Here is a 22357-nt window from a genome sequence, read left to right on the forward strand (position 1 = left end):
CATGCTTTGCGAGCGGTCCTTAACCAGCTGTTAACCATACAGGCGGCAAATTCTGCCTAGCGGCGGTCCCTGGGGTCCGTCCGGGGCGGAGGGAGCCGCGACGATGTCCATCAACGACCTTCCGGTGCTGTCGGCGCTTCGCACCAAGATGCAGTGGCACCAGGAGCGCCAGCGCGTTCTGTCCGAGAACGTCTCCAATTCCGACACGCCGAAATTCCGGCCGCGCGACCTGGTCGAGCCGAAGCTCGACAAGACCGGCGCCGTCACGGGGTCCATGGGCCCTTTGGCCATGACCCGGACCAGCGCCTCGCACATGACGCCGTCGGGGGCGCCTTCCGCCTTCGACCAGAACAAGAATGCCGGTTTCGAGACCCGCCCTGCCGGCAATGCCGTCAATCTGGAGGAGGAGATGATGAAAGCCGCCAGCAACCAGATGGATTACGCCGCGGCGACCTCGCTCTATTCGAAGAGCCTGCGCCTGCTCAAGACCGCGATCGGCAAGGGTTAGGCCTAAAGGAGGCGGATCATGGCAAATGACAGCAGCGACTTCGCCCGCTCCATGGCGATCGCGACCTCGGGCCTGCGCGCGCAGGCCGGGCGCATGCGGGTGATCTCGGAGAACATCGCGAATGCGGATTCGACGGCGCAGACCGCCGGCGGCGATCCCTACCGGCGCAAGGTGCCGACCTTCTCCTCCGCGCTCGACCGCACGCTCGACGCGCAGGTCGTCACCCTCGGCAGAATCAAGCCCGACCAGTCCGCCTTCCGCGTCAGATACGAGCCGAACAATCCGGCTGCGGATGCGAGCGGCAACGTCAAATATCCCAACGTGAACTCGGTGGTCGAGATGACCGACATGCGCGACGCGCAGCGGTCCTACGAGGCCAATCTCAACATCATCAGTGCGACGCGCCGGATGATCCAGCGCACGCTCGACATCCTCAAGAGCTGAACAGGACATTTGAGCCATGGCATCACCGACAATCGCCGCCAACGCCTACGCCAATCTCGCCCGCGTGCTGGAGAACAGCGGCGCCGGCAAGGGCAGCGAACCGAACGGGCAATCCTTCGCCGCGCTGCTGAAGGACGCCGTCGGCAGCGTCATGGAATCCGGCCGCAAGTCCGACGCGCAGACGGTGGCAATGGCCGCCGGCAAGGCCAACGTGATGGACGTGGTCACGGCGGTCGCCGACACCGACGTCGCGGTGTCCACGCTGGTCTCGGTCCGCGACCGCGTCATCGCGGCGTATGAAGACATCATGAAGATGCCGATCTGATTTTTGCGCTGGCGCTCGTCCCAATCGTCATTGCGAGCGCAGCGAAGCAATCCAGAATCTCTCCGCGGCGGCAGCCTGGATTGCTTCGCTTCGCTCGCAATGACGGGGGAGGGGTCTTCGCATCGCTCGGAGCAGCGGTGGGAAGGTGGAAATGAACAAGGAAAGTTTGAAATGACCGGACCCGAGACCCTCGACGTCGCGCGTGATGCGATCTGGACCATCGTGATCGTGTCGTCGCCGCTGATGGTGGTCGGCCTCGTGGTCGGCGTCATCGTGTCGCTGTTCCAGGCCCTGACGCAGATCCAGGAGCAGACGCTGATCTACGTGCCGAAGATCCTGGCCATCTTCGCTACGATGCTGTTGGCGCTGCCGTTCATGGCCGACTCGCTCCACGCCCACATGCTGCGGATCTCGTCGCGAATCATCGGCGGCTGAGGCACAATGCGTGAACTATGCGCATCGACGTCTCGCTGCTGCCGGCGCTCGCCGCTTCCTTCATGCTCGCCTTCGCCCGGGTCGGCGCGATGGTGATGCTGCTGCCGGGGCTCGGCGAGACCAACATTCCGACACGGATCAAGCTGTCGATCGCGCTGCTGCTCACGCTGATCATCCTGCCGCTGCATCGCAATGCCTACCAGGTCGACATGGGCTCGCTGGCGCCGCTGCTGGTCTTGATGCTGCATGAGATCGCGATCGGCATCGTCTTGGGCGCGACCGCGCGCGTGACGCTGTCGGCGCTCCAGGTCGCGGGATCCGTGATCGCGCAGCAGATGGGGCTCGGCTTCGTCACCTCGGTCGATCCGACGCAGGGACAGCAGGGCGTGCTGGTCGGCAACTTCCTGACCATGCTGGGCGTGACGCTGCTGTTCGCCACCGACAGCCACCATCTGGTGATCGCGGCGCTGAACGACAGCTACACGATCTTCTCGCCGGGCGAGACCGTGTCGAGCGGCGACATTGCCTCGCTCGCAACGCGCGCCTTCGCCGCCGCCTTCCGCCTCGGCTTGCAGCTCTCCGGGCCGTTCCTGGTGTTCGGCCTCGTCTTCAACATCGGGCTGGGCATCCTGGCGCGGCTGATGCCGCAGATGCAGGTCTATTTCGTCGGCGTTCCGCTGTCGATCTTCGCGGGCTTCCTGGTGCTCGCCGTGGTGCTCACCGCGATGATGGGCACCTATCTCGACTACTTCATCGGTGTCATGCACCAGATGATGCCGCTGAAGTGACGGGGATCGATCGATGGCCGAAGACAACGATCCCGAAAGTCAAACAGAAGACCCGACGCAAAAGCGCCTCGACGATGCGCTTCAACGCGGCGACGTCGCCAAGAGCCAGGAGATCAACACCTGGTTCATGATGGCGGGCGGCACGCTCGTGGTCTCGACCTTCTCGGGCTCGGTCGGCGGCGGGCTGCTGACGCCGATGCGTAACCTGCTCGCCAATTCCTGGATGATCAAGACCGACGGCAAGGCTCTGCTCGCGCTGATGCAGCAGATCGAATTCGCCGTGCTTGCAGCGATCGGTGTGCCCCTCTTGATGCTGATGCTGGCCGCGATTGCCGGCAACATGCTGCAGCACCGCCTGGTGTGGTCGACCGAATCCCTGACACCCAAGTTCAGCAAGATCTCGCCCGGGGCAGGCTTCAAGCGCATCTTCGGCAAGCAGGCGGCGGCCAATTTTCTCAAAGGCATCGGCAAGCTGGTGGTGCTTGGCGTGGTCATGACCATGATCCTGTGGCCGGAGCGGCATCGCATGGAGGCGATGGTCAGGCTCGATCCGGCCGCCATGCTCGGCGCCAGCACCAGCATGACGATCCATCTGCTCGGCGCGGTGGTCGCCGCACTCGCGATCGTCGCCATCGCCGACTACTTCTTCCAGTACCGCAGCTGGTTCCAGCGGCAGAAGATGTCGCTCCAGGAGATCAAGGAAGAGTTCAAGCAGTCCGAAGGCGACCCGCACATCAAGGGCAAAATCAGGCAGCTGCGGCAGCAGCGTGCCAAGAAGCGCATGATGGCGGCGGTTCCCAAGGCCTCCGTGATCATCACCAACCCGACCCACTATTCGGTGGCGCTGTCCTACGAGCGCGGCATGACCGCGCCGATCTGCGTCGCCAAGGGCGTCGACAACCTCGCCTTCAAGATCCGGGAGATCGCCCGCGAGCACGACATCCCGATCGTGGAGAACGTGCCGCTGGCCCGCGCGCTCTACGCCACCGTCGACATCGACCAGGAAATCCCGACCGAGCACTATCACGCCGTCGCCGAGGTCATCGGCTACGTCATGCGCCTGAAGCGGGGATTTGGCGCCGGACGGGGGTAAGATGCCCGAAAAGTACCGGAAATGGCCGTAATCTGGGAATCAGCGTACCTTTCGCCGCTGCTGCCCTTGCACCTCAGGGTCCGATTCAGGCAGGGAGGACCCCATGCGCCCCGTGGCGCGTTGATTCTCTGCCGACAGGCCGCGCCAGCTTGAGATGACCGCCGAGACCGACCACGACCTCACACGCGAGCCCGTTGCGGCGCACGAGCCGTCGCCGCGCTCGGGCAGCATTGCGCTGGTGCTGCTGGTGGCCGCCGGCCTCGTCGCCGTGGCCGTCGGGCTGATGACGCTCGGGCGCGCGCAGGCGCAGCCCTACATCCTCGGCATCCTCGCCGTGCTGGCGATGGTCGGCCTGTTCAACCTGTTCGCCTTCGCCGCCGGCATCATCCGCTTTGCCGACCGCAGTCTCGACGATCCCATCATCGGCCGCATCTCCGATCACGCCTTCGACGGCCTTGCGGTCACCGACGCGCGCGGACACGTGGTCTACTCCAATGCCGCCTATCTGACGCTGACCGGCGCCAGCGGGCCGCAGGACGTCCGTCCCGTCGAGCGCGTCTTCATCGGCAACCCCGACGTCTCGGAAGCCGTGTTCCGGCTGCTCAAGGCCGCCCGCGAGGGCAAGCGGCAGCAGGAAGAGGTGCGCATCTCCGGCCATGACGGCAGCCAGGGCCGCTGGCTGCGCATGCGGGTGCGCCCGCTCGGCACCGGCAAGCGCGAGGCGAAATACGCGGTGTGGTCGATCGCCGACATCACGCGCGACCGCGAGCGCCAGGAGGACGTGTTCCAGGAGCTCCAGCACGCGATCGAATATCTCGATCACGCGCCGTGCGGCTTCTTCTCGGTCAATCCGGCCGGCGAACTCGCCTATGTCAACGCGACGCTGGCGAACTGGCTCGACTACGACCTCGCCGAGATCGGCTCGGGCGGCCTGAAGCTCACCGACATCGTCTCCGGCGACGGCGCTTCGCTCTTGACCTCGATCGTGGCGGTGCCGGGCGAGGTGAAGACCGAGGTCTTCGACATCGACCTGCGCATGCGCACCGGCAAGACCATGCCGGTGCGGCTCTATCACAAGCTCGCCTTCGGCGCCGACGGCGCGCCGGGGCCCTCGCGCACGCTCGTGATCAGCCGCGCCCGCGACGAGCGCAGCGACCCCGACCGTGCCGCCGAAGTGCGCTTCATGCGCTTCTTCGACCACACGCCGATGGCGATCGCGACCGTCGACCGCGCCGGCAATGTGGTGCGTGCCAATGCCCGCTACGCCAAGCTTAGTCAGGCGCTCGGGCTGGACACCTCCTCCAAGTCGATCTTCCGCGCGGTCAATTCGCGCGACCGGCACCTCCTGATCGCGGCCATCAACCAGGCCGCCGAAGGCAAGGCCGACATCGCGCCGGTCGAGGTGGCGCTGGAGGGAACCAAGGAACGCTGGGGCCAATTCTTCGTGACGCCGGTCGATTCGGCCGAAACCGAGGCGGAAGCCGCCATCGTGCACATGCTCGAGACCACCGAGCGGCGCGCGCTGAGAACCAGATCAACCAGTCGCAGAAGATGGAGACGGTGGGCCAGCTCGCCGGCGGCATCGCCCACGACTTCAACAACGTGCTGTCCGCCATCATGATGGCGAACGACTTCCTGCTGAACGCGCACAAGCCGACCGACCCGTCGTTCCAGGACATCATGCAGATCAAGCAGAACGCAACGCGCGCCGCCACCCTGGTGCGGCAGCTGCTGGCGTTCTCGCGGCGGCAGACGCTGCGGCCGCAGGTGCTCGATCTCGGCGACGCTTTGAGCGATCTCACCATGCTGCTGCGGCGGCTGATCGGCGAGAAGGTCAAGCTCGACCTCGTCCACGGGCGCGACCTCTGGCCGGTGAAGGTCGACGTCTCCCAGTTCGAGCAGGTGATCGTCAATCTCGCGGTGAACGCGCGCGACGCCATGCCCGACGGCGGCAAGCTGATCATCCGCACCGCCAACGTCACCACCGAGGACGCGGGCAAGCTCGCCTACAAGGGCATGCCCGCTGCGGATTATGTTCGGATCGAGGTCGCCGACACCGGCACCGGCATCCCCGCCGACATCCGCGACAAGATTTTTGAGCCGTTCTTCTCGACGAAAGAGGTCGGCAAGGGCACCGGCCTCGGGCTCTCCACCGTCTACGGCATCGTCAAGCAGACCGGCGGCTTCATCTACGTCGATTCCGAGCCGGGGCAGGGCACCTCGTTCCACATCTTCCTGCCGCGCCACCACGCCGAGGCCGAGGTGCAGGTCGAGCAGCCAGCTGCGGCCAGCGCGACGGGCGGCGCCGCCAAGGAACCCGCGCCCGCCGCGGCGGCAGAGGCGAAGCCGCGCACCGATCTCACCGGCCAGGGCACCATCCTGCTGGTCGAGGACGAGGAGGGCCTGCGCGCGCTCAATGCCCGCGGCCTGCGCTCACGCGGCTACACCGTGGTCGAGGCCGAGAACGGCGTCGAGGCCATGGAGGTGCTGGACGAGCAGAGCGGCGCGATCGATCTCGTCGTCTCCGACGTCGTCATGCCGGAGATGGACGGCCCGACGCTGCTCAAGGCCATGCGCGAGAAGAATCCCGACATCAAGTTCATCTTCGTCTCCGGCTATGCCGAGGATGCCTTCGAGAAGAGCCTGCCTGAAGGGCAGCAGTTCGACTTCCTGCCGAAACCCTTCACGCTCAGCCAGCTGGTGGCGGCGGTGAAGGAGACGATGACGAAGCAGGGGTGAGGGGCGAGCGGCGCCGTTCCCGCATTCTCCGTCATTGCGAGCGAAGCGAAGCAATCCAGACTGCGTGCGTGGAACCATCCTAGATTGCTTCGTCGCATGACGGTGGAAGAGTTGCGCTTCGCAACGGACGCGGGAAAAAGCTGAAATCCCGGCCCCAAGCCCACCGGTAACTGGCGACCGCGGTTCCCCGCGTACCTCGGCCAAACCCCCGCCAAATATGGGCTTTTGCCACATCCCCGCGACTGAGGGCCGCAGCCATGGGTTCCGAAACCGGCTTCACTTTTCGGGAAGTCTGACCATCTTAGGGGCACGTCCCCATGCCGGGGATTTGGGAAACGCACATGACTTTCTCGCAACGATCCCGCACTCTCTTCAAGACGATCGCCGTCGTGCTGGCGCTTGCGCTGCCGACCGCGCTGGCGATCTCGTCCGCCGACGCGCGCGTCGGCGGCGGCATGTCGTCGGGTTCGCGCGGCTCGCGCACCTATTCGGCTCCGCCGTCGACCACGACCGCGCCGGGCTCCACCTCGCAGTTCAACCGGACCTACACCCAGCCGGGTGCGGGCATGAACTCGGCTGCTTCCGCGCCCGCGCGCGGCGGCCTGTTCGGCCGCGCCGGCGGCTTCATGGGCGGCCTCGCGGCCGGCTTCCTCGGCGCCGGCCTGCTCGGCATGCTGTTCGGTGGCGGCCTGTTCGGCGGCCTCGGCGGGCTGTCCTCGATCCTCGGCCTGATCATCCAGATCGCGCTGGTGGTCCTCGTGGTGCGGCTGGCAATGTCCTGGTGGCAGCGCCGTCACGCCCCGCGGGCGGCTTACGCCAATGCTGATTCCGGCGCAGGTCCCGGACCGCAGACGAACTATCGCAGCGGCCTTGGTGGTGGTCTTGGCGGCGGCCTCGGCGGCTTCGGCTTCGGCGCCAACAATGCGCCGCTCGAGATCAAGCCGGATGACTACGAGGCGTTCGAGCGGCTGCTCGGCGAGGTCCAGGCCGCCTGGTCGAACGAGGACGTGGCCAAGCTGCACACCCTCGCAACGCCGGAAATGGTCTCCTACTTCGAGCAGGACCTTGCCCAGAACCGCACCCGCAACGTGATCAACAAGGTCACGAACGTGAAGCTGTTGCAGGGCGACCTCGCGGAAGCCTGGCGCGAAGGCGAGACCGACTACGCCACGGTGGCGCTGCGCTTCGCGCTCACCGACAAGACGGTGGATCGCAACACCGGCGCAATCGTCGCCGGCGGCGAGCAGCCGGGCGAGGCGACCGAGATCTGGACCTTCGCCCGCCGGCCGGGCACCGGCTGGGAATTGTCGGCGATCCAGCAGACCAACTGATCGCTCGCAACATGACAAACCAGGGCGTCGTGCTTCCGCACGGCGCCCTTTTTCTTTGGGCGTCTCGCCTCGCCGTATCGGAATAAGCGGCTGCGTGCCGGGTTGACATGAGGCGGTGAACGATAAGCACAACGGGAGGACAACATGATCCGCATCGAGAGAACCGTGACGATTTCGGGCCTCGCGCTCGCCATGGCTTTCCTGGCGGCGCCCTCGGCGCAGGCGCAGTCGGCCGACATGACCTTCTTCGTGACCTCCAACGGGCCCGGCAAGGGCGCCGATCTCGGCGGTCTCGATGGAGCCGATGCGCAATGCCAGAAGCTCGCCCAGACCGCTGGCGCCGGCACCAAGACCTGGCGCGCTTATCTCTCGGCGCAGGCCGCCGACGGCAAGCCGGCCATCAACGCCAAGGATCGCATCGGCAAGGGACCGTGGCAGAACGCCAAAGGCACGGTGATCGCCAAGGACGTCGCCGAGTTGCACGGCGCGACCAACAATCTCACCAAGCAGACCGCGCTCAGCGAGAAGGGGGAGGTTATCAATGGTTCCGGCGACCAGCCGAACCGGCACGACATCCTCACGGGATCGCAACCGGACGGCACCGCGTTTGCCGGGCCGGACGATCGCACCTGCAAGAACTGGACGTCGAGCACGCAAGGCGCCGCGATGGTCGGTCATTTCGATCGCCGGGGCCTGCGCGACGACGAGCCCTCGAAGTCGTGGAACAGCTCTCACCCCTCGCGCGGTCCCGACGGCGGCTGCTCGCAGGCCGACCTGAAGAGCACCGGCGGCGACGGGCTGCTGTACTGCTTCGCGGCGAATTGAGTTTTAGGCGCGAAGCTCTTTCCACCTGTCATTGCGAGGAGCCCTTGCGACGAAGCAATCCAGACTCTCTCCGCAGAGGCATTTCTGGATTGCTTCGCTACGCTCGCAATGACGGCGTATGTGGCGCGGCCGTTCCGTCCAACCTGACGGAACCCTGAGCCGCATGCTACATTGGTCCGATCGCCTCCATGCTCACGGACCTCTCCCATGACATACGAGCTTTACTACTGGCCCGAGATCCAGGGCCGCGGCGAATATGTGCGGCTGGCGCTGGAGGAGGCGGGCGCCGCTTACGTCGACGTTGCGCGCGGTCCGCGCGGGACGGCTGCGATGATGAAGATGATGGACGCAGAGAAGGGCATGCCGCCCTTTGCACCGCCGTTCCTGAAAGCGGGCAAGCTCGTCATCGGCCAGACCGCCAACATCCTGCTCTATCTCGGTACCCGCCATGGGCTTGCGCCGAAGACGGAAGCCGGCCGGCTCTGGGTGCACCAGCTTCAGCTCACGATCACGGACTTGGTCGTCGAGATCCACGACACCCATCATCCGCTCGGGCCCTCGCTCTATTATGAGGACCAGAAGGCGCCGGCGAAGAAGCGCACGGCCGAGTTCTGGGACGAGCGGGTGCCGAAATATCTCGGCTATTTCGAGCAGCTTCTCGCCGCAAACGGCGGCGCTTACGTCGCCGGTCGCCGCCCGACCTATGTCGACCTCTCGCTGTTCCAGATCGTCGAGGGACTGCGTTATGCCTTCCCCAAACGCATGAAGGCGTTCGAAGCCGATGTTCCGGGCCTCATCGGCCTGCACGACCGCATCGCCGCGCGGCCCAATATCAAGGCCTATCTCGCAAGCGAGCGCCGCATTCCCTTCAACGAGCAGGGCATCTTCCGCCGCTATCGCGAGCTGGATCGATAGCCGATTTCGTGCAGGACGTGAGGCGCGTTCACCAGACGCCCGGGATGAGGCGATAGCGCACCCGCGCCGCGTAGTCGGTATAGCCCGGCAGGCCCTCGCGCAGCGTGCGCTCCTCGATCGGGATGCGGACCGCGAACAGGGCGATGAACAGCGGCATCATCGCAAGTCCCCACCACGACCCGAGCAGCAACGGCACGCCGGTGAAGAACAGGACCATGCCGCTATACATGGGATGGCGGACATAGGCGTAGGGACCGGTCGAGATCACGTGCTGCGCGCGCTCGGCTTGCAGCTTCACCACGGGCGCGGCGAACGAGTTCTCGCGGAAGACCCACATGGTGAACAGTGTCGAAACGAGGAACAGCCCGAGGCCGAGCACCTGCAACACGGTCGGCATGTCGGAGGATCGAACGCGGCGGTCGAGCCCCATCACGGCAAGCCAGGCCAGTATGGCGACGATGAAGAGGACCATGAACATCTTGTCGGCGGCGGGCTGATCCTTTTGCAGGACCGGCCGCAGACGTTCCGCGAGCAGCGCCGGATCCATCCGGTAGAGCCACCAGCCGCAGAGCGGGCCGAGCAGGGCGGAGATGGCGAGGAAGGCCCAGGCCGATGGCCAATGCAGCGTCCCGGCGCACGCGAACAGCAGCGCACCCATGCCGACGACAAAGACTGTGTTCTGCAACAGCAGCCGTGCGATCATGCGCAGGTCCCGGGTGAATGGCGCACGATTCTGGTCCGGCTATCCGGCAAAGATGCGGCCGGACACGCCAAAACCCCGATCGACCGGATCGGGCGCTTTCCGCTTTGGCAAGCGATCAGGCGAGCTGGTCGATCCGCGTGCCCTGACCCGGCGGCAGCGGCGCCGGCGGCTGCGGCTTGAAGGTCGGGTCCTCGTCCTTGACCTTGGTCTGATCGTCCTGCGGCTTGGTCGTGTCGTAGTTCGGAACCACGATCGCGATCGGCGGGGGCGCAACGGTGGAAACCTTCATCCGCAAATCCTCACACATGGAAACAAGCGAGCCTGCCCTGGGAGGAGCGAAATTTCCTTCAAGCCAATCGTTAAAATGCGAGGGAATTGGTGCGGGGGAAGGCCGCGTATGCGTGGCGCGACGCAGCTCACCACGTACTTCGTCATTGCGAGCGCAGAAGCAATCCAGAAATCTCTCCGCGGAGACAATCTGGATTGCTTCGTCGCAAGGGCTCCTCGCAATGACGGGGAAGGCCTCGTAGTCTCGGTTTGCACCGCGCGGATGAGACAGCGAAACGGAAGGCGCTCGCCCCCTATTCGTCCTTGCCGCGGGTGATCGCGATGGACGCTTCCGTCTTGGTGCGGGCGCATTCCATGTTGAGCCGGCGGTAGCGCATGCTGACCTTGTCGCCGCGGAGCAGGCCCATCCGCTTCAGGCAGCGCGTCGCGCCCGTCGTGGTGTCGTCCTTGGTCACGGTGAAGACGATCGCCGCCATCGATCCGACCAGCGCATAGAACTCCGGCTTCGGATTGCGATCACCCTTGGCATAGAGCTCGATCGAATATTTGTCGCCGCGGCAGCCGACCGACAGCTCCTTGGCCGCGGGGTGCGTGAGATACACGACGTTGGCGGCGCGGAAATTCACCTTGAGACGGTCGACCTGGTTCGCCAGCTCCTTGGCGCTGTCGTCGCAGCGATCGGCGCGGGCGGGCGAGGTGAGAGCCACAAGGCCGGTGATGGCGGCGGCGACCAGGATCGCGCCGCGGACGTTCAGTTTCAATGTCATGATAAAAAGCCCCTTAGGGCGCGCATTCAAGCGTCGGCCGACGCGAATCGCAAGGGTGGGCAGAGGCATTTCCACGAGCTGCGCCAATGCCTTCCCGTGCCGGATCTGCCCCTCCCATGCGCACCGCTCCCTTTCTTTTCTGGCTAAAATGCGCTTAGAACGCTTCTATGCTGAGAGGCCCGCCAGGGCCCCCAAAACCCCGAGATTTGCCCTATGAACGCTCCCACCGCTTTCCCCGACCAGTCCAAGCCCGTTCCGCCCTACAAGCACACCCCGCTGTTCCCGCTGGGCAAGGACGAGACGCCCTACAAGAAGATTTCGTCCGAGGGCGTCAGGGTCGAGAAGGTGCTCGGCAAGGACATGCTGGTGGTGTCGCGCGAGGCGCTGCGGGCGCTGTCGGAGGCGGCCTTTGGCGACATCAACCATTATCTGCGCCCCGGCCATCTGAAGCAGCTCCGCGCGATCCTGGAAGACGGTGAGGCCAGCCCGAACGACAAGTTCGTCGCGCTGGACTTCTTGAAGAACGCCAATATCGCGGCCGGCGGCGTGCTGCCGATGTGCCAGGACACCGGCACCGCGATCATCATGGGCAAGAAGGGCTGCAACGTCATCACCGACGGCGACGACGAGGCGGCGCTGTCCGAAGGCGCGCGCGATGCGTATCTGCGCCGCAATCTGCGCTACTCGCAGGTCGCGCCGCTCTCGATGTACGAGGAGAAGAACACCGCCAACAACATGCCGGCGCAGTGCGAGATCTACGCCGAGGGTGACGACGCCTACAAGTTCATGTTCATGGCGAAGGGCGGCGGCTCCGCCAACAAGAGCTTTCTGTTCCAGGCCACGCCCTCGGTGCTGACCAAGGACCGGCTGCTCGCGTTCCTGAAGGAGAAGATCCTCACGCTCGGCACCGCGGCGTGCCCACCCTATCACCTCGCGATCGTGATCGGCGGCACCTCGGCCGAGCTGTGCATGAAGACGGTGAAGCTTGCCTCGGCGCGCTATCTCGATGCATTGCCGACGCACGGCTCGCCTGACGGCAACGCCTTCCGCGACGTCGAGATGGAGAAGGAAATTCACAAGATGACGCAGTCGCTCGGCGTCGGTGCGCAGTTCGGCGGCAAGTATTTCTGCCACGACGTGCGCGTGATCCGCATGCCGCGTCACGGCGCTTCGCTCCCGATCGGGCTTGGCGTGTCCTGCTCGGCCGACCGCCAGGTGCTCGGCAAGATCACCAGGGACGGCATCTATCTCGAGGAGCTCGAGCACAACCCGGCGCAATATTTGCCGCAGGTCGAAGAGGCGCTCGGCGGCGAGGTCGTCAAGATCGACCTCAATCAGCCGATGAAGGACATCCTGGCGACGTTCTCGAAATATCCGATCAAGACGCGGGTCTCGATGACCGGCACCATGATCGTCGCGCGCGACAGCGCGCATGCCAAGCTGCGCGAGCGGCTGGAGAAGGGCGAGCCGCTGCCGGACTACTTCAAGAACCATCCGGTCTACTACGCCGGTCCCGCCAAGACGCCCGAGGGCTACGCCTCCGGCGCGTTCGGTCCGACCACCGCGGGCCGCATGGATTCCTTCGTCGACCAGTTCCAGGCCGCCGGCGGCTCGATGGTGATGGTCGCCAAGGGCAACCGCGCGCCGGCGGTGCGCGAGGCCTGCAAGAAATACGGCGGCTTCTATCTCGGCTCGATCGGCGGCGCCGCGGCGAACCTCGCCGAGCACTGCATCAAGAAGGTCGAGGTGCTCGAATATCCCGAGCTCGGCATGGAAGCGATCTGGCGCATCGAGGTCGTCGACTTCCCGGCGTTCATCATCATCGACGACAAGGGCAACGACTTCTTCAAGGAGTTGAATCTGGGCTAGCTCTTCACCTCGCCCCGCTTGCGGCGGGGCGATCGCCCTTGAACCAGCTTCCCCGCGGCGCATCCTTCGAGACGCCCGCCGTTGGCGGGCCCTCAGGATGAGGCAGAGCACGCGGCTGCGGTTTCTGGGGACACCGACGTAGCTCAGCCTCATCCTGAGGAGACCGCGAAGCGGTCGTCTCGAAGGACGAGGCGCTTGCTCAGCCGTAGCCAGGAAGTATCTGCGATTGCCCCGCCGCTTGCGTGGCGAGGGGGATCAGATAGCTAACTGCAATTGGTGACCTGGTTCGAGCACAGCGCGCGCCACCAGCCGCGGACGCCGTCGTGGCTCGAGACCAGACCCCAGTAGCCGCTGCAGGCAAAAATGCGCTTCGGGCCGCCGTCGGTGTCGAGCGCACCGCCGAGCTCGCGCTGGGCCGGCATCCATTTGGCATCGATGAAGGGCGCCTGAAACAGCCCGCCCACGCGCGTGGCGCCATTGGCATAGGCTGCGCCGACCTTGTTCGAGGCGACCCAGCCGCGGCCGGCATAGGGCTTCGGCGCGCTGCGCGGATATCGCTTCTCGTCCTCGTAATCCTTGCCGGGCGGCCTCGCGCCTTCGATCAGGAACCAGCCGTCCCTGAAGCCGATGATGCGGAATTCGGTGAGCCAGCCGCCCTCGGGCGTGTTCTCGGCGCCGCCTAACTTCAACCGGTAGGGGGGCGGTAGCGTGCCGAGCACGCGCGCTTTCGCTGAAGGTTCAGCGCGCACGTTGAGGCCGTTCGGGTCCTTGTCGATGGACCAGGCGCCGAGATCGCAGGGCTCGGTGCCAGCAGGGAGCGTCGCGCGCTTGGCGGCCAGCTCGGCGTGCAGCCTGGCGAAATCGGTGTCGTCGTTATCAGAATCCGGCTCGGTGCGCGGCCTCAGCTCGGCTGAAATTGCCCGCGTCGCATCCGCCGTCAGCGTGACGACCAGAGCCTGGCGCGCCGCAAAGGCGCTTGCCGGTGTCTTCGGATCGTTCGATGTCGCGGGGTAGAGCGCGAGATACCCGGTCGAGCCTTCGGTTCGATAAGCGGTGCCGGCAACATAGCCTGCCGGCACCAAAGCGAGCGCGCTTGCGCGCCACGCAGGTTCGCTGTCATTCGCGCGCGCTGCCTGTGTCGCGACACACAGGATTGTCGCCGCGATGAGACGAAGCATACGCATCGGCGCAGCTTGCGTTACGCCCGCGCGCCCGTGAAGGGGAAGCTGCCCATCGGGCCGATGCCCATCTCGCCGCTGATGCTGTCGCCGGAGACCGTGCCGGTGAATTCGAGCGTGAGCGGCATCGGCTTGTCGATCGAGACCTTCCAGGAGACGTTGTCGCCGGAGACGGTGCCGTCGAAGATCTCGGTGGTATTGCCTTCCGCGCCCTGCGTGCCCGTGAGCGTGTCGCCCGCAGCCTTCAGGCTCAGCGTCGCCTGCCGCTCGCCCATCGGCGTCGTCATGGTCAGATTCCAGTTGCCGTCTACGGCCATTCCCGTCTCCCGAACAAATCTCGGCGGTCCGCGACGATCCGCGGCCGTCCCGAGCTGAGCCTATAGCGCAACTCGCAGGTCCTGACTAACCCTGCAATATGGCAATCAGGCCCGGGCGGCGGCGCGCCGGCGGCTGGTGACGATGAGCCGCAGCACCACATACTGCACGGCGAAGGCCAGGATCTTGGCGCCGCCGGCGACCACCGTGATGTAGAACGCCCAAAGCTTCAGATCGCCGGTGGAGGCGACCACGATCATCCCGGCGCCGATCACGAACATCAGCGCCGCCCAGGCATAGCCCGCAGCCGTCACATATTCCGGAACGGTCTCGGTGACGATCGGCGGCATGTAGCGCAGCATCCAGCCGCGCTTGAGCATGATGAGGCCGATCGCGAAATGCGCGATCGAGGGTTTGGCCAGCATGAAGCGCGGATCGTGGGTTAGAAGCGTGATCGCGCCCAGCACGACGACGAGCGCGAGGCTCGCATAGGTCATGTAGTTGAGCGCCTGCCCCTTGAGGCGGGCGTAGATCACCTGCGCGATTGCAGCGGCGATCGCCACCGACGTCGCCAGGATCACGTTGTCGGTGATGAGGTAGACGGCCAGGAAGATGATGGCGGAGAGGAAGTCGGAGGCGAGGCGGGCGAATACGTCCTTCATCGTCGATCCTGTTCAACGGGCGTCGGGGAGGGCGCGGGCGGGCGTACCGTACTTGATCTGGCGATACTCGGGATACCACTTTGTGAAGTAGATCGCACTGTTGCGGGCGGCAAAGGCCACCGCAAGGCTCGACCAGAGCGGCAGGCCGGGGACGTAGAGCAGCACGAGATTGGCCGCCGCCATCAACAGCGCGGCCGCGGTCCAGGCGCCGGTGATGATGTAATTGGCGCGGAGGAAGCCGGGCATCGCCGCGGTCTCGGCCGGCACCGCTTCAAGCGCATATTGCAGCGTGAAGGGATGGCGCAGCAGCATCGAGCCCAGCGCGATGACGAAGATTCCGACATCGACCGACAGCTTGACGCCGAGCGTGCCGAGCGCGGGGTCGATCAGCGCGAGGTAAAGGCCGATCGCGGCGAATATGAGCGCCGAGCCCGCGGCCAGGATCTTCACCGAGCGGCCGCGCGCGACATCGATCGCGATGGTGGCGAGGCAGATCGCCGACGCCGCAAACACGCTGAGCATTGCCGACGTCACCAGCATCAGGACGGCGAAGGCGCCGTAGGGTGCGAGGATCAGGAAAATCGCCATGGGCCGCCTCGGTGGGTCTATCTTGACGATGTAAAGATCAATAATGCCCCGGCGATGCCGGGTCAAGCGAAATCTTTACAGTGTCAAAATGACGTAAGCGACCTCCAAAGCGTGAAGGGCAGCAACGGCTTGGTCCAATGCCTCCTCGGCCAATTCGGTCCAGGGCACGAGCGGCAGTGCGGCGGCGATCAGCAGACCGAGGCACAGCAGGATGCCGCCGTTGAAGACGGTGTGGCGGCTTCGCCGCAGCCGGATCAACTGGAACGCGAGCGCAGCGCCGGCGAGGATGACAAGCGAGCATGCGGTGATCGAGGGCATGTACATGCAAAACTCCATCTTCGTCGTCCCGGCTTCGCGCCAAGTGGCGCGCCTCGGAATGACGAGAGCTACGCCGCGCCGACCCAATTGCCGTGGAAGCCATCTGGCACGCGATGGCCGAGCTGGACCAAGGCCGCGGGGCCGGCCTCGATATCGGTGGCATTGAACACGGCGAGATCGCTGCGGTTCTCCCGTGCGCGCCAGACTACCGCGAGCAGCCAGCCGTCGCCCTCGGTCGCAACCGTCGACCGTTCGACGAACACCGGCTCGGAGATGGTGTCGCCGGCCGGCAGCAGGTATTGGCCGAGCCGCCTGCCATTGCCATCGACATGGACGATGCCTGAGAGCGCGCCGAACATCGGCAGTTTCGGATTGGCGCAGGCGTACCAGCCGTGACGGCTCTTCAGCCCGGCGCGGCGGTCGTCGATGCGCGGGAATTCGCCGGTGAGATCGTCCAAATAGGTCTGCTGGAAGCGGTCGGTATTGCCTGCGAGATCGAAGGTCCAGCGGCAATGGCGGGCGCGCGATTTCTCGGGATCGGTGGGACGGCCGTCCGGATGCGGAAACAGCGGCGCCTCCTCGAACTGCATGACGTCCGCAACGATGCGTTCGCCGTCCTCCCACGCATTCATGACATGGAAGACGTAGCAGGCCTCCGCGCGAAACCAGACGATGTCCTTGGCGGTGCCGCTGCGCTTCATCACCCCGACATAGGCGCCTTTGTCCGGCTCCCAGGCATAGGGCGGCTTTCCGCTCATCGCGCGCTCCATGCTGCCAGTGATCGGCAGGATCGGAAACAGCACATGGTTCGCGGTGACGATGAAGTCGTGCACCATGCTGGCATAGGGCGCCTCGAACCGCTCGAAGCGCGTCGCCTTGCCTGTTGCGTCGATCGATCCGTAGGAGAGGGCAGGCGTCAGCGGCCCCGCGGTATTGTAGCCGAAGAACACCAATTCGCCGGTGACCGGATCGATCTTGGGATGCGCGGTGAAGCTGCCGGCGACGCGGCCCTGGTAATTGTGATAGCCGCGCGTCGCCAGGGTGCCCGGCTCGATCTCCGTCGGCAGATGCGCTTCTTCCAGCGCCAGCAGCTTGCCGGCATGGAAGATGATGTTGGTGTTGGCGACGCCGCCGTCGGTCAGGTTCGCCGGCGCATCCGGAAGCTTGCGGCCGAAGCCGCCGAACAGCGCGCGGCCGGCGTCGTGCTCGGCCAGCCATTTCGGCGTGCGGACCCAGCGGTTGCGGTAGCTGGCGCGGCCGTTCTCGAGATGAAAGGCGTGCAGCATGCCGTCGCCGACGAACCAGTGCGCGCCGGGCGAATCGAACTGCGGATTGGGGCCGTTGCGGTAGAGCGTGCCGTTCAGCTCGCGCGGCAATTCGCCGATGATCTTCAGGAAGGGCGCGTCGGCCTCGAACGGAATCGGCGCGAGATTGTTGCGGCGCTCGGCCATGGCGTCGTGCTGCACGGCGAATCCCCTATCTTTACATCGTAAAGATCGAATAGGCCCGATTGCAGCTTTCGTCAAGTGAAATCTTTACACTGTCAATATTGCGTCATATAGCTTGCAAATGGCCAAGACCGACACCAAGGGCGAAGCGGCGCGAAGCCCGCGTGCCCCGAGAAAAACGACATCGACCGCGGCATCGCGCACCTCGCGCCGGGCGCGCAGCGCGAAGACCGAGACGCCGTACCATCACGGCGCGCTCCGCGAAGCGCTGCTGCAAGCGGCCGAACGGGTGCTGGAGCGCGACGGGCTTGCCGGCCTGACCTTGCGCGCGGTGGCCCGCGAGGCCGGTGTCTCGCATGCCGCACCCACCCATCATTTCGGCGACTTGACGGGCCTCCTCAGCGAGCTCGCGGCCGTCGGCTTCCGCCAGTTCAACGCGGCGATGGCGTCGTCCTGCGATGCCGCCACCACGCCGCTTGAGCGCGCGCTGGCGCGGCCGAAGGCCTATGTCGCCTATGCGCAGGCCCATCCCGGCATGTACGGCATCATGTTCCGCACCGAGCGGCTGGATTATTCCAGGCCCTCGCTGCACGAGGCGGCCGAAGCCTCCTTCGCCGGGCTCGCCAATGCCATCGGCGCGATGCGGCAGGAGCAGATCAGCGGCGATGCGCTGACCTTGAACCAGGCCGCCGCCATCGCGCGGGCCTGGTCGATGGTGCATGGCTTCACCACGCTGCTGCTGGACGGGCGGCTGAAGGACATCCTCGAGCGGCTGCCCGAGGGGACGACGGCCGAACGCCTGTTCGAGGCGATGCTGACCGCGCCCATCACCACGAAATTTCCCGTGTAGCGGCTTGTTTGGCGCTCTAGCGCCTGGTCGCGAGCTCGACGGCGCGGCCGGGCGTGCCGATGATCTTCACCTCGTCCTTGCCGCAAGCGAAGCCGCGGGCGAGATCGTCGGCGGCCTTGCGCGCGAGCTCGTTGGCGTTCGGGTTGGCGATCGCATCGACATAGGCGACGTGGCAGGCCGGGCCCGGCGGCAGCCGGGTCACCACCAGCATGGCCTTGGTGTTCGGCCGCCCCTGCTTGTCGGGATCGGAATTGTCGGCGATATGCCAGCGCTGGATGATCGCAAACGGCTTTGCGCCGGCCGCGCGCCATTCGATGGTGGTCTCCGACGAATTGAACGGCGCGAACCAGACTTTTGCCGCCGGTTCCTCAGCTGCTGCCTTGCGGTTGCGCCCGACCGAGACGATCTCGCGAAGATCGTCCTCGGCGATCAGCACGATCAGGCCGTCCTTGCCGGGACAAACCCGCGTGCTGCTGCCGTCGAGCGCGCTGGGCTTGCCAACCTGTCGGCAATCTTTTGCTGCTGTCGAGGTGTAGCTGCTGCCCAGGGATTGGGCGTCAGCGCTGTTCAGGCCGATGCAGGTCATCAGGACGGCCAAGCGGATGCTGGTAAGGCGGTTCATATGCGGCTTCGATGCAGTGGGAACTCCGTACCATCAGACGTCTTGATTGTGGGCAAGGTTCAAACAGGGACGCGACAGACCTGACAGCAGCGCGGAATCGTTCTAGAAGAACTGCTTCGCCTCAAGCCGTGCGGCCTCGTTCGCGTTCTCATTCTCCAGATCATGCCAGCCACCTCGAACAAACCTTATCGCGTCGGCCGCTCCAAGACCGGGCTCGGCCTCTTCGCCACCAAGCCGATCAAGAAGGGTAGCCGGATCATCCGCTATTTCGGACCGATCCTGGACTCGCGGATTCCCGAGCAGGACGAGATCGAGAACAAATATCTGTTCGAGCTCAACGGCCGCTGGACCATCGACGGATCGGTGCGCAAGAACCTCGCGCGCTACATCAACCATTCCTGCCGCCCCAATGCGGAATCGGACGTCCGGCCGCGCGAGCGCAAGGTCTTCATTCGCGCCATCAGGAACATCGAGCCGGGCGACGAGATCAATTACGATTACGGCACCGACTATTTCAAAGCCTATCTGAAGCCGATCGGCTGCAAATGCGATTCCTGCGAGAAGAAGCGCAAGAAGCTGCGCGCCGAGGCGCGGGCGGAAGCCGCCAAGGTGAAGGCGCGGGCCGAGCGCAAGGCGCAGAAGACGGGCGCCAAAACCGCGTCCGTCAAAAAGAAGAAGCTGAACGGCAAGCACTTTGCCGGCAAGGTCGGCCGCGCGAAGGCGTAGCCTCGCGCGCTCCGTCATTGCGAGCGCAGCGAAGCAATCCAGAAACCCACCGCGGAAAGACTCTGGATTGCTTCGCTGCGCTCGCAATGACGCTGTTGATACAGCGCGTTTAGATGCTGACCGTCCCCTCTGAGGCGGCCGCCTCTTCGGCGGCCCTCGAAGGGCGACGGCCCGCTTGCATCGGGATCGTTCATCCTTCGAGGCTCGCTGCGCGAGCGCCTCAGGCCCCGCAAGTTGGGTCGAGCCCTTGCGAAACCCATCGCATTTCCGCGCCGCTCGCCGTACTCGCTGCCTACCGGCGAGGCGTCGGGCAAAACACCCAAATCCAGTCAATCCCATCGCGCAGAAATATATCACTTTTCCGAATTTCGGATTTATGGCATACAGCGCCCATCCCGGCCCTGCCAGAGGGGCGCTTCGCGATCGTCACGAGATGCGGGCCGGGGTGCGGTGGACGCGGTAGCGCCGGCGCGGTTTGCTTGAGGACAGGGCGGGCAACCGTGAGTCTCAGGCGATGCGCATACGACACGGCGCGGTCACAGCGGTTTTGTCGATGGTCTGGGGTGCGCACACTAAGCCCCGGGCGCTGAGGCCAAATCGTCCGCGGACGGAGAAGTCGTGTGGTCCCGACGCCCGGGGTCTGTGCGTCAAGGCTTGCGGTGATGCGGGGCCCGACCGGGTGCGCGCATCAGAGAAGCCGCGAGGCGACGGGGGCAATAGTGCAACGCTCCCCGAGGAGAGCACGAAGGACACCGTTAAAACCATCCGCGCAGGGAAGGCCGGGCGACCGGCAACACCTGTAGTCCACCCCGTGTGCATTTCCTTGTACACGGACTCGGGTGCCGCCGGCGCCCGGCCTTCCCTGCGCCCTCCGGCAATCGAAGGGCGCAAGCAACGAAGCAAAGCTCGGGCGAAATCCGCCGCGAGAACGCGAGGTCATGCTTGCATCCGGGTACGATCCGATATGACGAAGCCTTCGCGTTCCCCGGTCTGCGCCGCGGAGCTGGCACGAAGCGATCACGCCGCGACGGCGTGCCCGCTTTTCTTCAATCCCACATATTGCAGCTCGGCGAACACGCCGGTGGCGATGGCTTGCGCGACGACCATGAGCACGCCGGCGAGGTTCGGCGATACCGCGCCCGAGAGCAGCAGCGCGATGCTGCCGACGGTCCAGACCGCATTGCCGATCACGACCAGCAGGACCAGCGGCTTTGCCAGCGTCGCTCGCGAGGCGAGCCAGCCGACCAGGGCAGTGTAGGCGATCAGGAACAGGCCGGTCTCGCGCAGCAGCGCTTCGGGCAGGTTGAACAGCGCTGCGAACGCGCTCGCGCCGAAGGTGAAGCCGAGCGCGGCGATGCCGCTGAAGATGGCGTCGGCGAAGAGGGCGCGGCGCAGGAAGGTGGATGCATCGATCATCTCAGGTCTCCTTGGTTGGGCTGGGTGGAACTCAATGCCGACCGCGCCACCAGGCGCGGAGCAGACGGGCGAGACGGAACGGGCAGAGGCTCCTGCCGACGCCGTGCTCGAAGGCGATGACCTGCGCCACGACGTAGTCGCCGGTCGAATGCACCAGGGGCTCCGGCATGTTGAGGCTGCGCGCCAGCATCCGGGTTGCGAAGGCCATGGCCCAGGGCAGGACGTGGTCTGCGATGGTCCGGTAGAGCAGCAGCGCGATCATGGTCATCTCCTGTTGCGACCCAAGATGCGCGCGCCCGCACCGCAATTCGATTACCTCGCTGGTAATGGAAGCACCGAAATCCGCATGCTAGGTTTTTGGTCATGAACGCACATGCATCCACCGCACGCACCGAACGCAGCCAGCCGGTCCATATCGGCGACCATTTGCGCGAATGGCGGCAGCGCCGCCGCATGAGCCAGCTCGATCTCGCCGGCGAAGCGGAGATCTCGGCGCGGCATCTGAGCTTCGTCGAGACCGGCCGTGCCGCGCCCTCGCGCGACATGGTGCTCCGGCTGGCCGAACGTCTCGACGTGCCCTTGCGCGAACGCAACGTGCTGCTGGTCGCGGCCGGTTTCGCGCCGGCCTTTCCGCAGCGCCCGCTGGAGGATCCCGCCTTGAGATCAGCCCGTCAGGCGATCGACCTCGTCTTGAAAGCGCATGAGCCCAATCCGGCGCTCGCGGTGGATCGACACTGGAACCTGGTCTCCGCCAATCGGATGGTGGCACCGCTGCTCGATGGCGTCCCGCAGCATCTGCTCGGCCAGCCCGTCAACGTGCTGCGGCTGGCCTTCCATCCCGAGGCGCTGGCACCGCGCACGGTCAATCTCGCCGAATGGTGCGGGCATCTTCTGGAACGGCTGCACCGGCAGTGCGAGGCGACAGCCGATCCGGAGCTGATCAAGCTCTACAATGATCTGAAGAGCTATCCGCTTCCGGCGCGTTCGGCCCCGCTGTCGAGCGACAATGTCGCGATCCCGTTCAAGCTGCGGCATGGCGGAGAGATCCTCAGCTTCTTCTCCACGACCATGGTGTTCGGCACGCCCGTCGACATCACCCTCTCGGAGCTGGCGCTGGAGACGTTCTTTCCGGCGGACGAGCGCACCGCCGAGCGGTTGAAGCAGATGGCGGCCGGCCTGCAGTGACGCCGTTTACAGGACCGAG

26 protein-coding genes and 1 pseudogene are annotated in these 22357 nt (G+C 65.4%); 14 read left to right on the top strand and 13 right to left on the bottom strand.

Annotated features, from left to right (window positions below):
- Positions 1–103 precede the first annotated feature (103 nt).
- From flgB to ACNJYA_RS14020, 10 genes and pseudogenes are all read left to right on the top strand, one after another.
- A complete protein-coding gene (gene flgB / locus ACNJYA_RS13975) occupies positions 104–508 on the top strand; it encodes a flagellar basal body rod protein FlgB (protein WP_172782887.1) in 405 nt (134 codons plus the stop codon).
- An 18-nt stretch (positions 509–526) separates the two neighbouring features.
- Entirely contained in the window at positions 527–952 is a 426-nt protein-coding gene (gene flgC / locus ACNJYA_RS13980) for a flagellar basal body rod protein FlgC (protein ID WP_036013073.1), read from the top strand.
- A gap of 16 nt (positions 953–968) precedes the next feature.
- A complete protein-coding gene (fliE, locus tag ACNJYA_RS13985; RefSeq protein WP_172782888.1) occupies positions 969–1277 on the top strand; it encodes a flagellar hook-basal body complex protein FliE in 309 nt (102 codons plus the stop codon).
- A gap of 171 nt (positions 1278–1448) precedes the next feature.
- Positions 1449–1712, top strand: coding sequence for a flagellar biosynthesis protein FliQ (gene fliQ, locus ACNJYA_RS13990; RefSeq protein WP_011088555.1), 264 nt, complete (start codon positions 1449–1451; stop codon positions 1710–1712).
- A 17-nt stretch (positions 1713–1729) separates the two neighbouring features.
- A complete protein-coding gene (fliR, locus tag ACNJYA_RS13995) occupies positions 1730–2500 on the top strand; it encodes a flagellar biosynthetic protein FliR (RefSeq protein ID WP_212257968.1) in 771 nt (256 codons plus the stop codon).
- A 13-nt stretch (positions 2501–2513) separates the two neighbouring features.
- Entirely contained in the window at positions 2514–3593 is a 1080-nt protein-coding gene (gene flhB / locus ACNJYA_RS14000) for a flagellar biosynthesis protein FlhB (protein ID WP_212257969.1), read from the top strand.
- Positions 3594–3747: 154 nt separating this feature from the next.
- Positions 3748–6332: pseudogene (gene cckA / locus ACNJYA_RS14005) on the top strand (cell cycle histidine kinase CckA).
- 317 nt (positions 6333–6649) lie between these two features.
- Positions 6650–7663 (top strand): Tim44 domain-containing protein, encoded by a 1014-nt coding sequence (locus ACNJYA_RS14010; protein ID WP_212257971.1) that lies wholly within the window; start codon positions 6650–6652, stop codon positions 7661–7663.
- 144 nt (positions 7664–7807) lie between these two features.
- Positions 7808–8488, top strand: a complete 681-nt coding sequence (locus ACNJYA_RS14015) for a lectin (RefSeq protein ID WP_439403113.1) — start codon at positions 7808–7810, stop codon at positions 8486–8488.
- A gap of 207 nt (positions 8489–8695) precedes the next feature.
- On the top strand, positions 8696–9403 hold the full coding sequence (locus tag ACNJYA_RS14020; protein ID WP_439403114.1) for a glutathione S-transferase: 708 nt from the start codon (positions 8696–8698) through the stop codon (positions 9401–9403).
- A gap of 28 nt (positions 9404–9431) precedes the next feature.
- Here ACNJYA_RS14020 and ACNJYA_RS14025 read toward each other — a convergent pair whose 3' ends face one another.
- From ACNJYA_RS14025 to ACNJYA_RS14035, 3 genes are all read right to left on the bottom strand, one after another.
- Positions 9432–10106: a methyltransferase family protein gene (locus ACNJYA_RS14025; RefSeq protein ID WP_439366648.1), complete on the bottom strand. Its 675-nt coding sequence runs from the start codon at positions 10104–10106 to the stop codon at positions 9432–9434.
- A 115-nt stretch (positions 10107–10221) separates the two neighbouring features.
- Positions 10222–10395: a hypothetical protein gene (locus ACNJYA_RS14030; RefSeq protein WP_172782896.1), complete on the bottom strand. Its 174-nt coding sequence runs from the start codon at positions 10393–10395 to the stop codon at positions 10222–10224.
- A 292-nt stretch (positions 10396–10687) separates the two neighbouring features.
- Entirely contained in the window at positions 10688–11161 is a 474-nt protein-coding gene (locus ACNJYA_RS14035; protein ID WP_439366649.1) for a hypothetical protein, read from the bottom strand.
- A 213-nt stretch (positions 11162–11374) separates the two neighbouring features.
- Here ACNJYA_RS14035 and ACNJYA_RS14040 point away from each other — a divergent pair, with 213 nt between their 5' ends.
- A complete protein-coding gene (locus tag ACNJYA_RS14040; protein WP_439366650.1) occupies positions 11375–13030 on the top strand; it encodes a fumarate hydratase in 1656 nt (551 codons plus the stop codon).
- A 263-nt stretch (positions 13031–13293) separates the two neighbouring features.
- Here the strand turns inward: ACNJYA_RS14040 and ACNJYA_RS14045 are convergent, their stop codons facing one another.
- From ACNJYA_RS14045 to ACNJYA_RS14070, 6 genes are all read right to left on the bottom strand, one after another.
- The gene (locus ACNJYA_RS14045) at positions 13294–14214 is read right to left on the bottom strand and encodes an SH3 domain-containing protein (protein ID WP_439403115.1); all 921 of its coding nucleotides are present in this window, start codon (positions 14212–14214) and stop codon (positions 13294–13296) included.
- Positions 14215–14228: 14 nt separating this feature from the next.
- Positions 14229–14525 carry a hypothetical protein gene (locus ACNJYA_RS14050; RefSeq protein ID WP_172782900.1) on the bottom strand — a complete coding sequence of 99 codons (297 nt, stop codon included), beginning with the start codon at positions 14523–14525 and terminating at the stop codon, positions 14229–14231.
- Positions 14526–14630: 105 nt separating this feature from the next.
- Complete coding sequence (locus ACNJYA_RS14055) at positions 14631–15185, bottom strand: inner membrane-spanning protein YciB (RefSeq protein ID WP_172782901.1); 555 nt, start codon at positions 15183–15185, stop codon at positions 14631–14633.
- 12 nt (positions 15186–15197) lie between these two features.
- On the bottom strand, positions 15198–15773 hold the full coding sequence (locus tag ACNJYA_RS14060) for a hypothetical protein (RefSeq protein ID WP_439366652.1): 576 nt from the start codon (positions 15771–15773) through the stop codon (positions 15198–15200).
- Positions 15774–15848: 75 nt separating this feature from the next.
- Positions 15849–16097: a hypothetical protein gene (locus ACNJYA_RS14065; RefSeq protein ID WP_439366653.1), complete on the bottom strand. Its 249-nt coding sequence runs from the start codon at positions 16095–16097 to the stop codon at positions 15849–15851.
- A gap of 62 nt (positions 16098–16159) precedes the next feature.
- On the bottom strand, positions 16160–17557 hold the full coding sequence (locus ACNJYA_RS14070) for a carotenoid oxygenase family protein (protein WP_439366654.1): 1398 nt from the start codon (positions 17555–17557) through the stop codon (positions 16160–16162).
- A gap of 103 nt (positions 17558–17660) precedes the next feature.
- Between ACNJYA_RS14070 and ACNJYA_RS14075 the strand changes: the two genes are divergently transcribed.
- The gene (locus tag ACNJYA_RS14075) at positions 17661–18389 is read left to right on the top strand and encodes a TetR/AcrR family transcriptional regulator (RefSeq protein ID WP_439366655.1); all 729 of its coding nucleotides are present in this window, start codon (positions 17661–17663) and stop codon (positions 18387–18389) included.
- 16 nt (positions 18390–18405) lie between these two features.
- Here ACNJYA_RS14075 and ACNJYA_RS14080 read toward each other — a convergent pair whose 3' ends face one another.
- Entirely contained in the window at positions 18406–19011 is a 606-nt protein-coding gene (locus tag ACNJYA_RS14080; protein ID WP_439403116.1) for a hypothetical protein, read from the bottom strand.
- A 162-nt stretch (positions 19012–19173) separates the two neighbouring features.
- Between ACNJYA_RS14080 and ACNJYA_RS14085 the strand changes: the two genes are divergently transcribed.
- On the top strand, positions 19174–19737 hold the full coding sequence (locus ACNJYA_RS14085) for an SET domain-containing protein (RefSeq protein WP_439403117.1): 564 nt from the start codon (positions 19174–19176) through the stop codon (positions 19735–19737).
- 14 nt (positions 19738–19751) lie between these two features.
- Here ACNJYA_RS14085 and ACNJYA_RS14090 read toward each other — a convergent pair whose 3' ends face one another.
- The 3 genes from ACNJYA_RS14090 to ACNJYA_RS14100 all read right to left on the bottom strand — a co-directional run bounded on the left by ACNJYA_RS14090 (position 19752) and on the right by ACNJYA_RS14100 (position 21415).
- Positions 19752–19931 (bottom strand): hypothetical protein, encoded by a 180-nt coding sequence (locus tag ACNJYA_RS14090; RefSeq protein ID WP_260379908.1) that lies wholly within the window; start codon positions 19929–19931, stop codon positions 19752–19754.
- Positions 19932–20754: 823 nt separating this feature from the next.
- Positions 20755–21153, bottom strand: coding sequence for a hypothetical protein (locus ACNJYA_RS14095; RefSeq protein WP_439403118.1), 399 nt, complete (start codon positions 21151–21153; stop codon positions 20755–20757).
- Between the two features lie 31 nt (positions 21154–21184).
- On the bottom strand, positions 21185–21415 hold the full coding sequence (locus ACNJYA_RS14100; RefSeq protein WP_439403119.1) for a hypothetical protein: 231 nt from the start codon (positions 21413–21415) through the stop codon (positions 21185–21187).
- 101 nt (positions 21416–21516) lie between these two features.
- On the opposite strand from ACNJYA_RS14100, the gene ACNJYA_RS14105 reads away from it, so the two are divergent.
- The gene (locus ACNJYA_RS14105; RefSeq protein WP_439403120.1) at positions 21517–22338 is read left to right on the top strand and encodes a helix-turn-helix domain-containing protein; all 822 of its coding nucleotides are present in this window, start codon (positions 21517–21519) and stop codon (positions 22336–22338) included.
- Positions 22339–22357 lie beyond the last annotated feature (19 nt).

The sequence above is a fragment of the Bradyrhizobium sp. BLXBL-01 genome, assembly GCF_051853025.1.
In the GTDB taxonomy this organism is placed as follows: domain Bacteria; phylum Pseudomonadota; class Alphaproteobacteria; order Rhizobiales; family Xanthobacteraceae; genus Bradyrhizobium.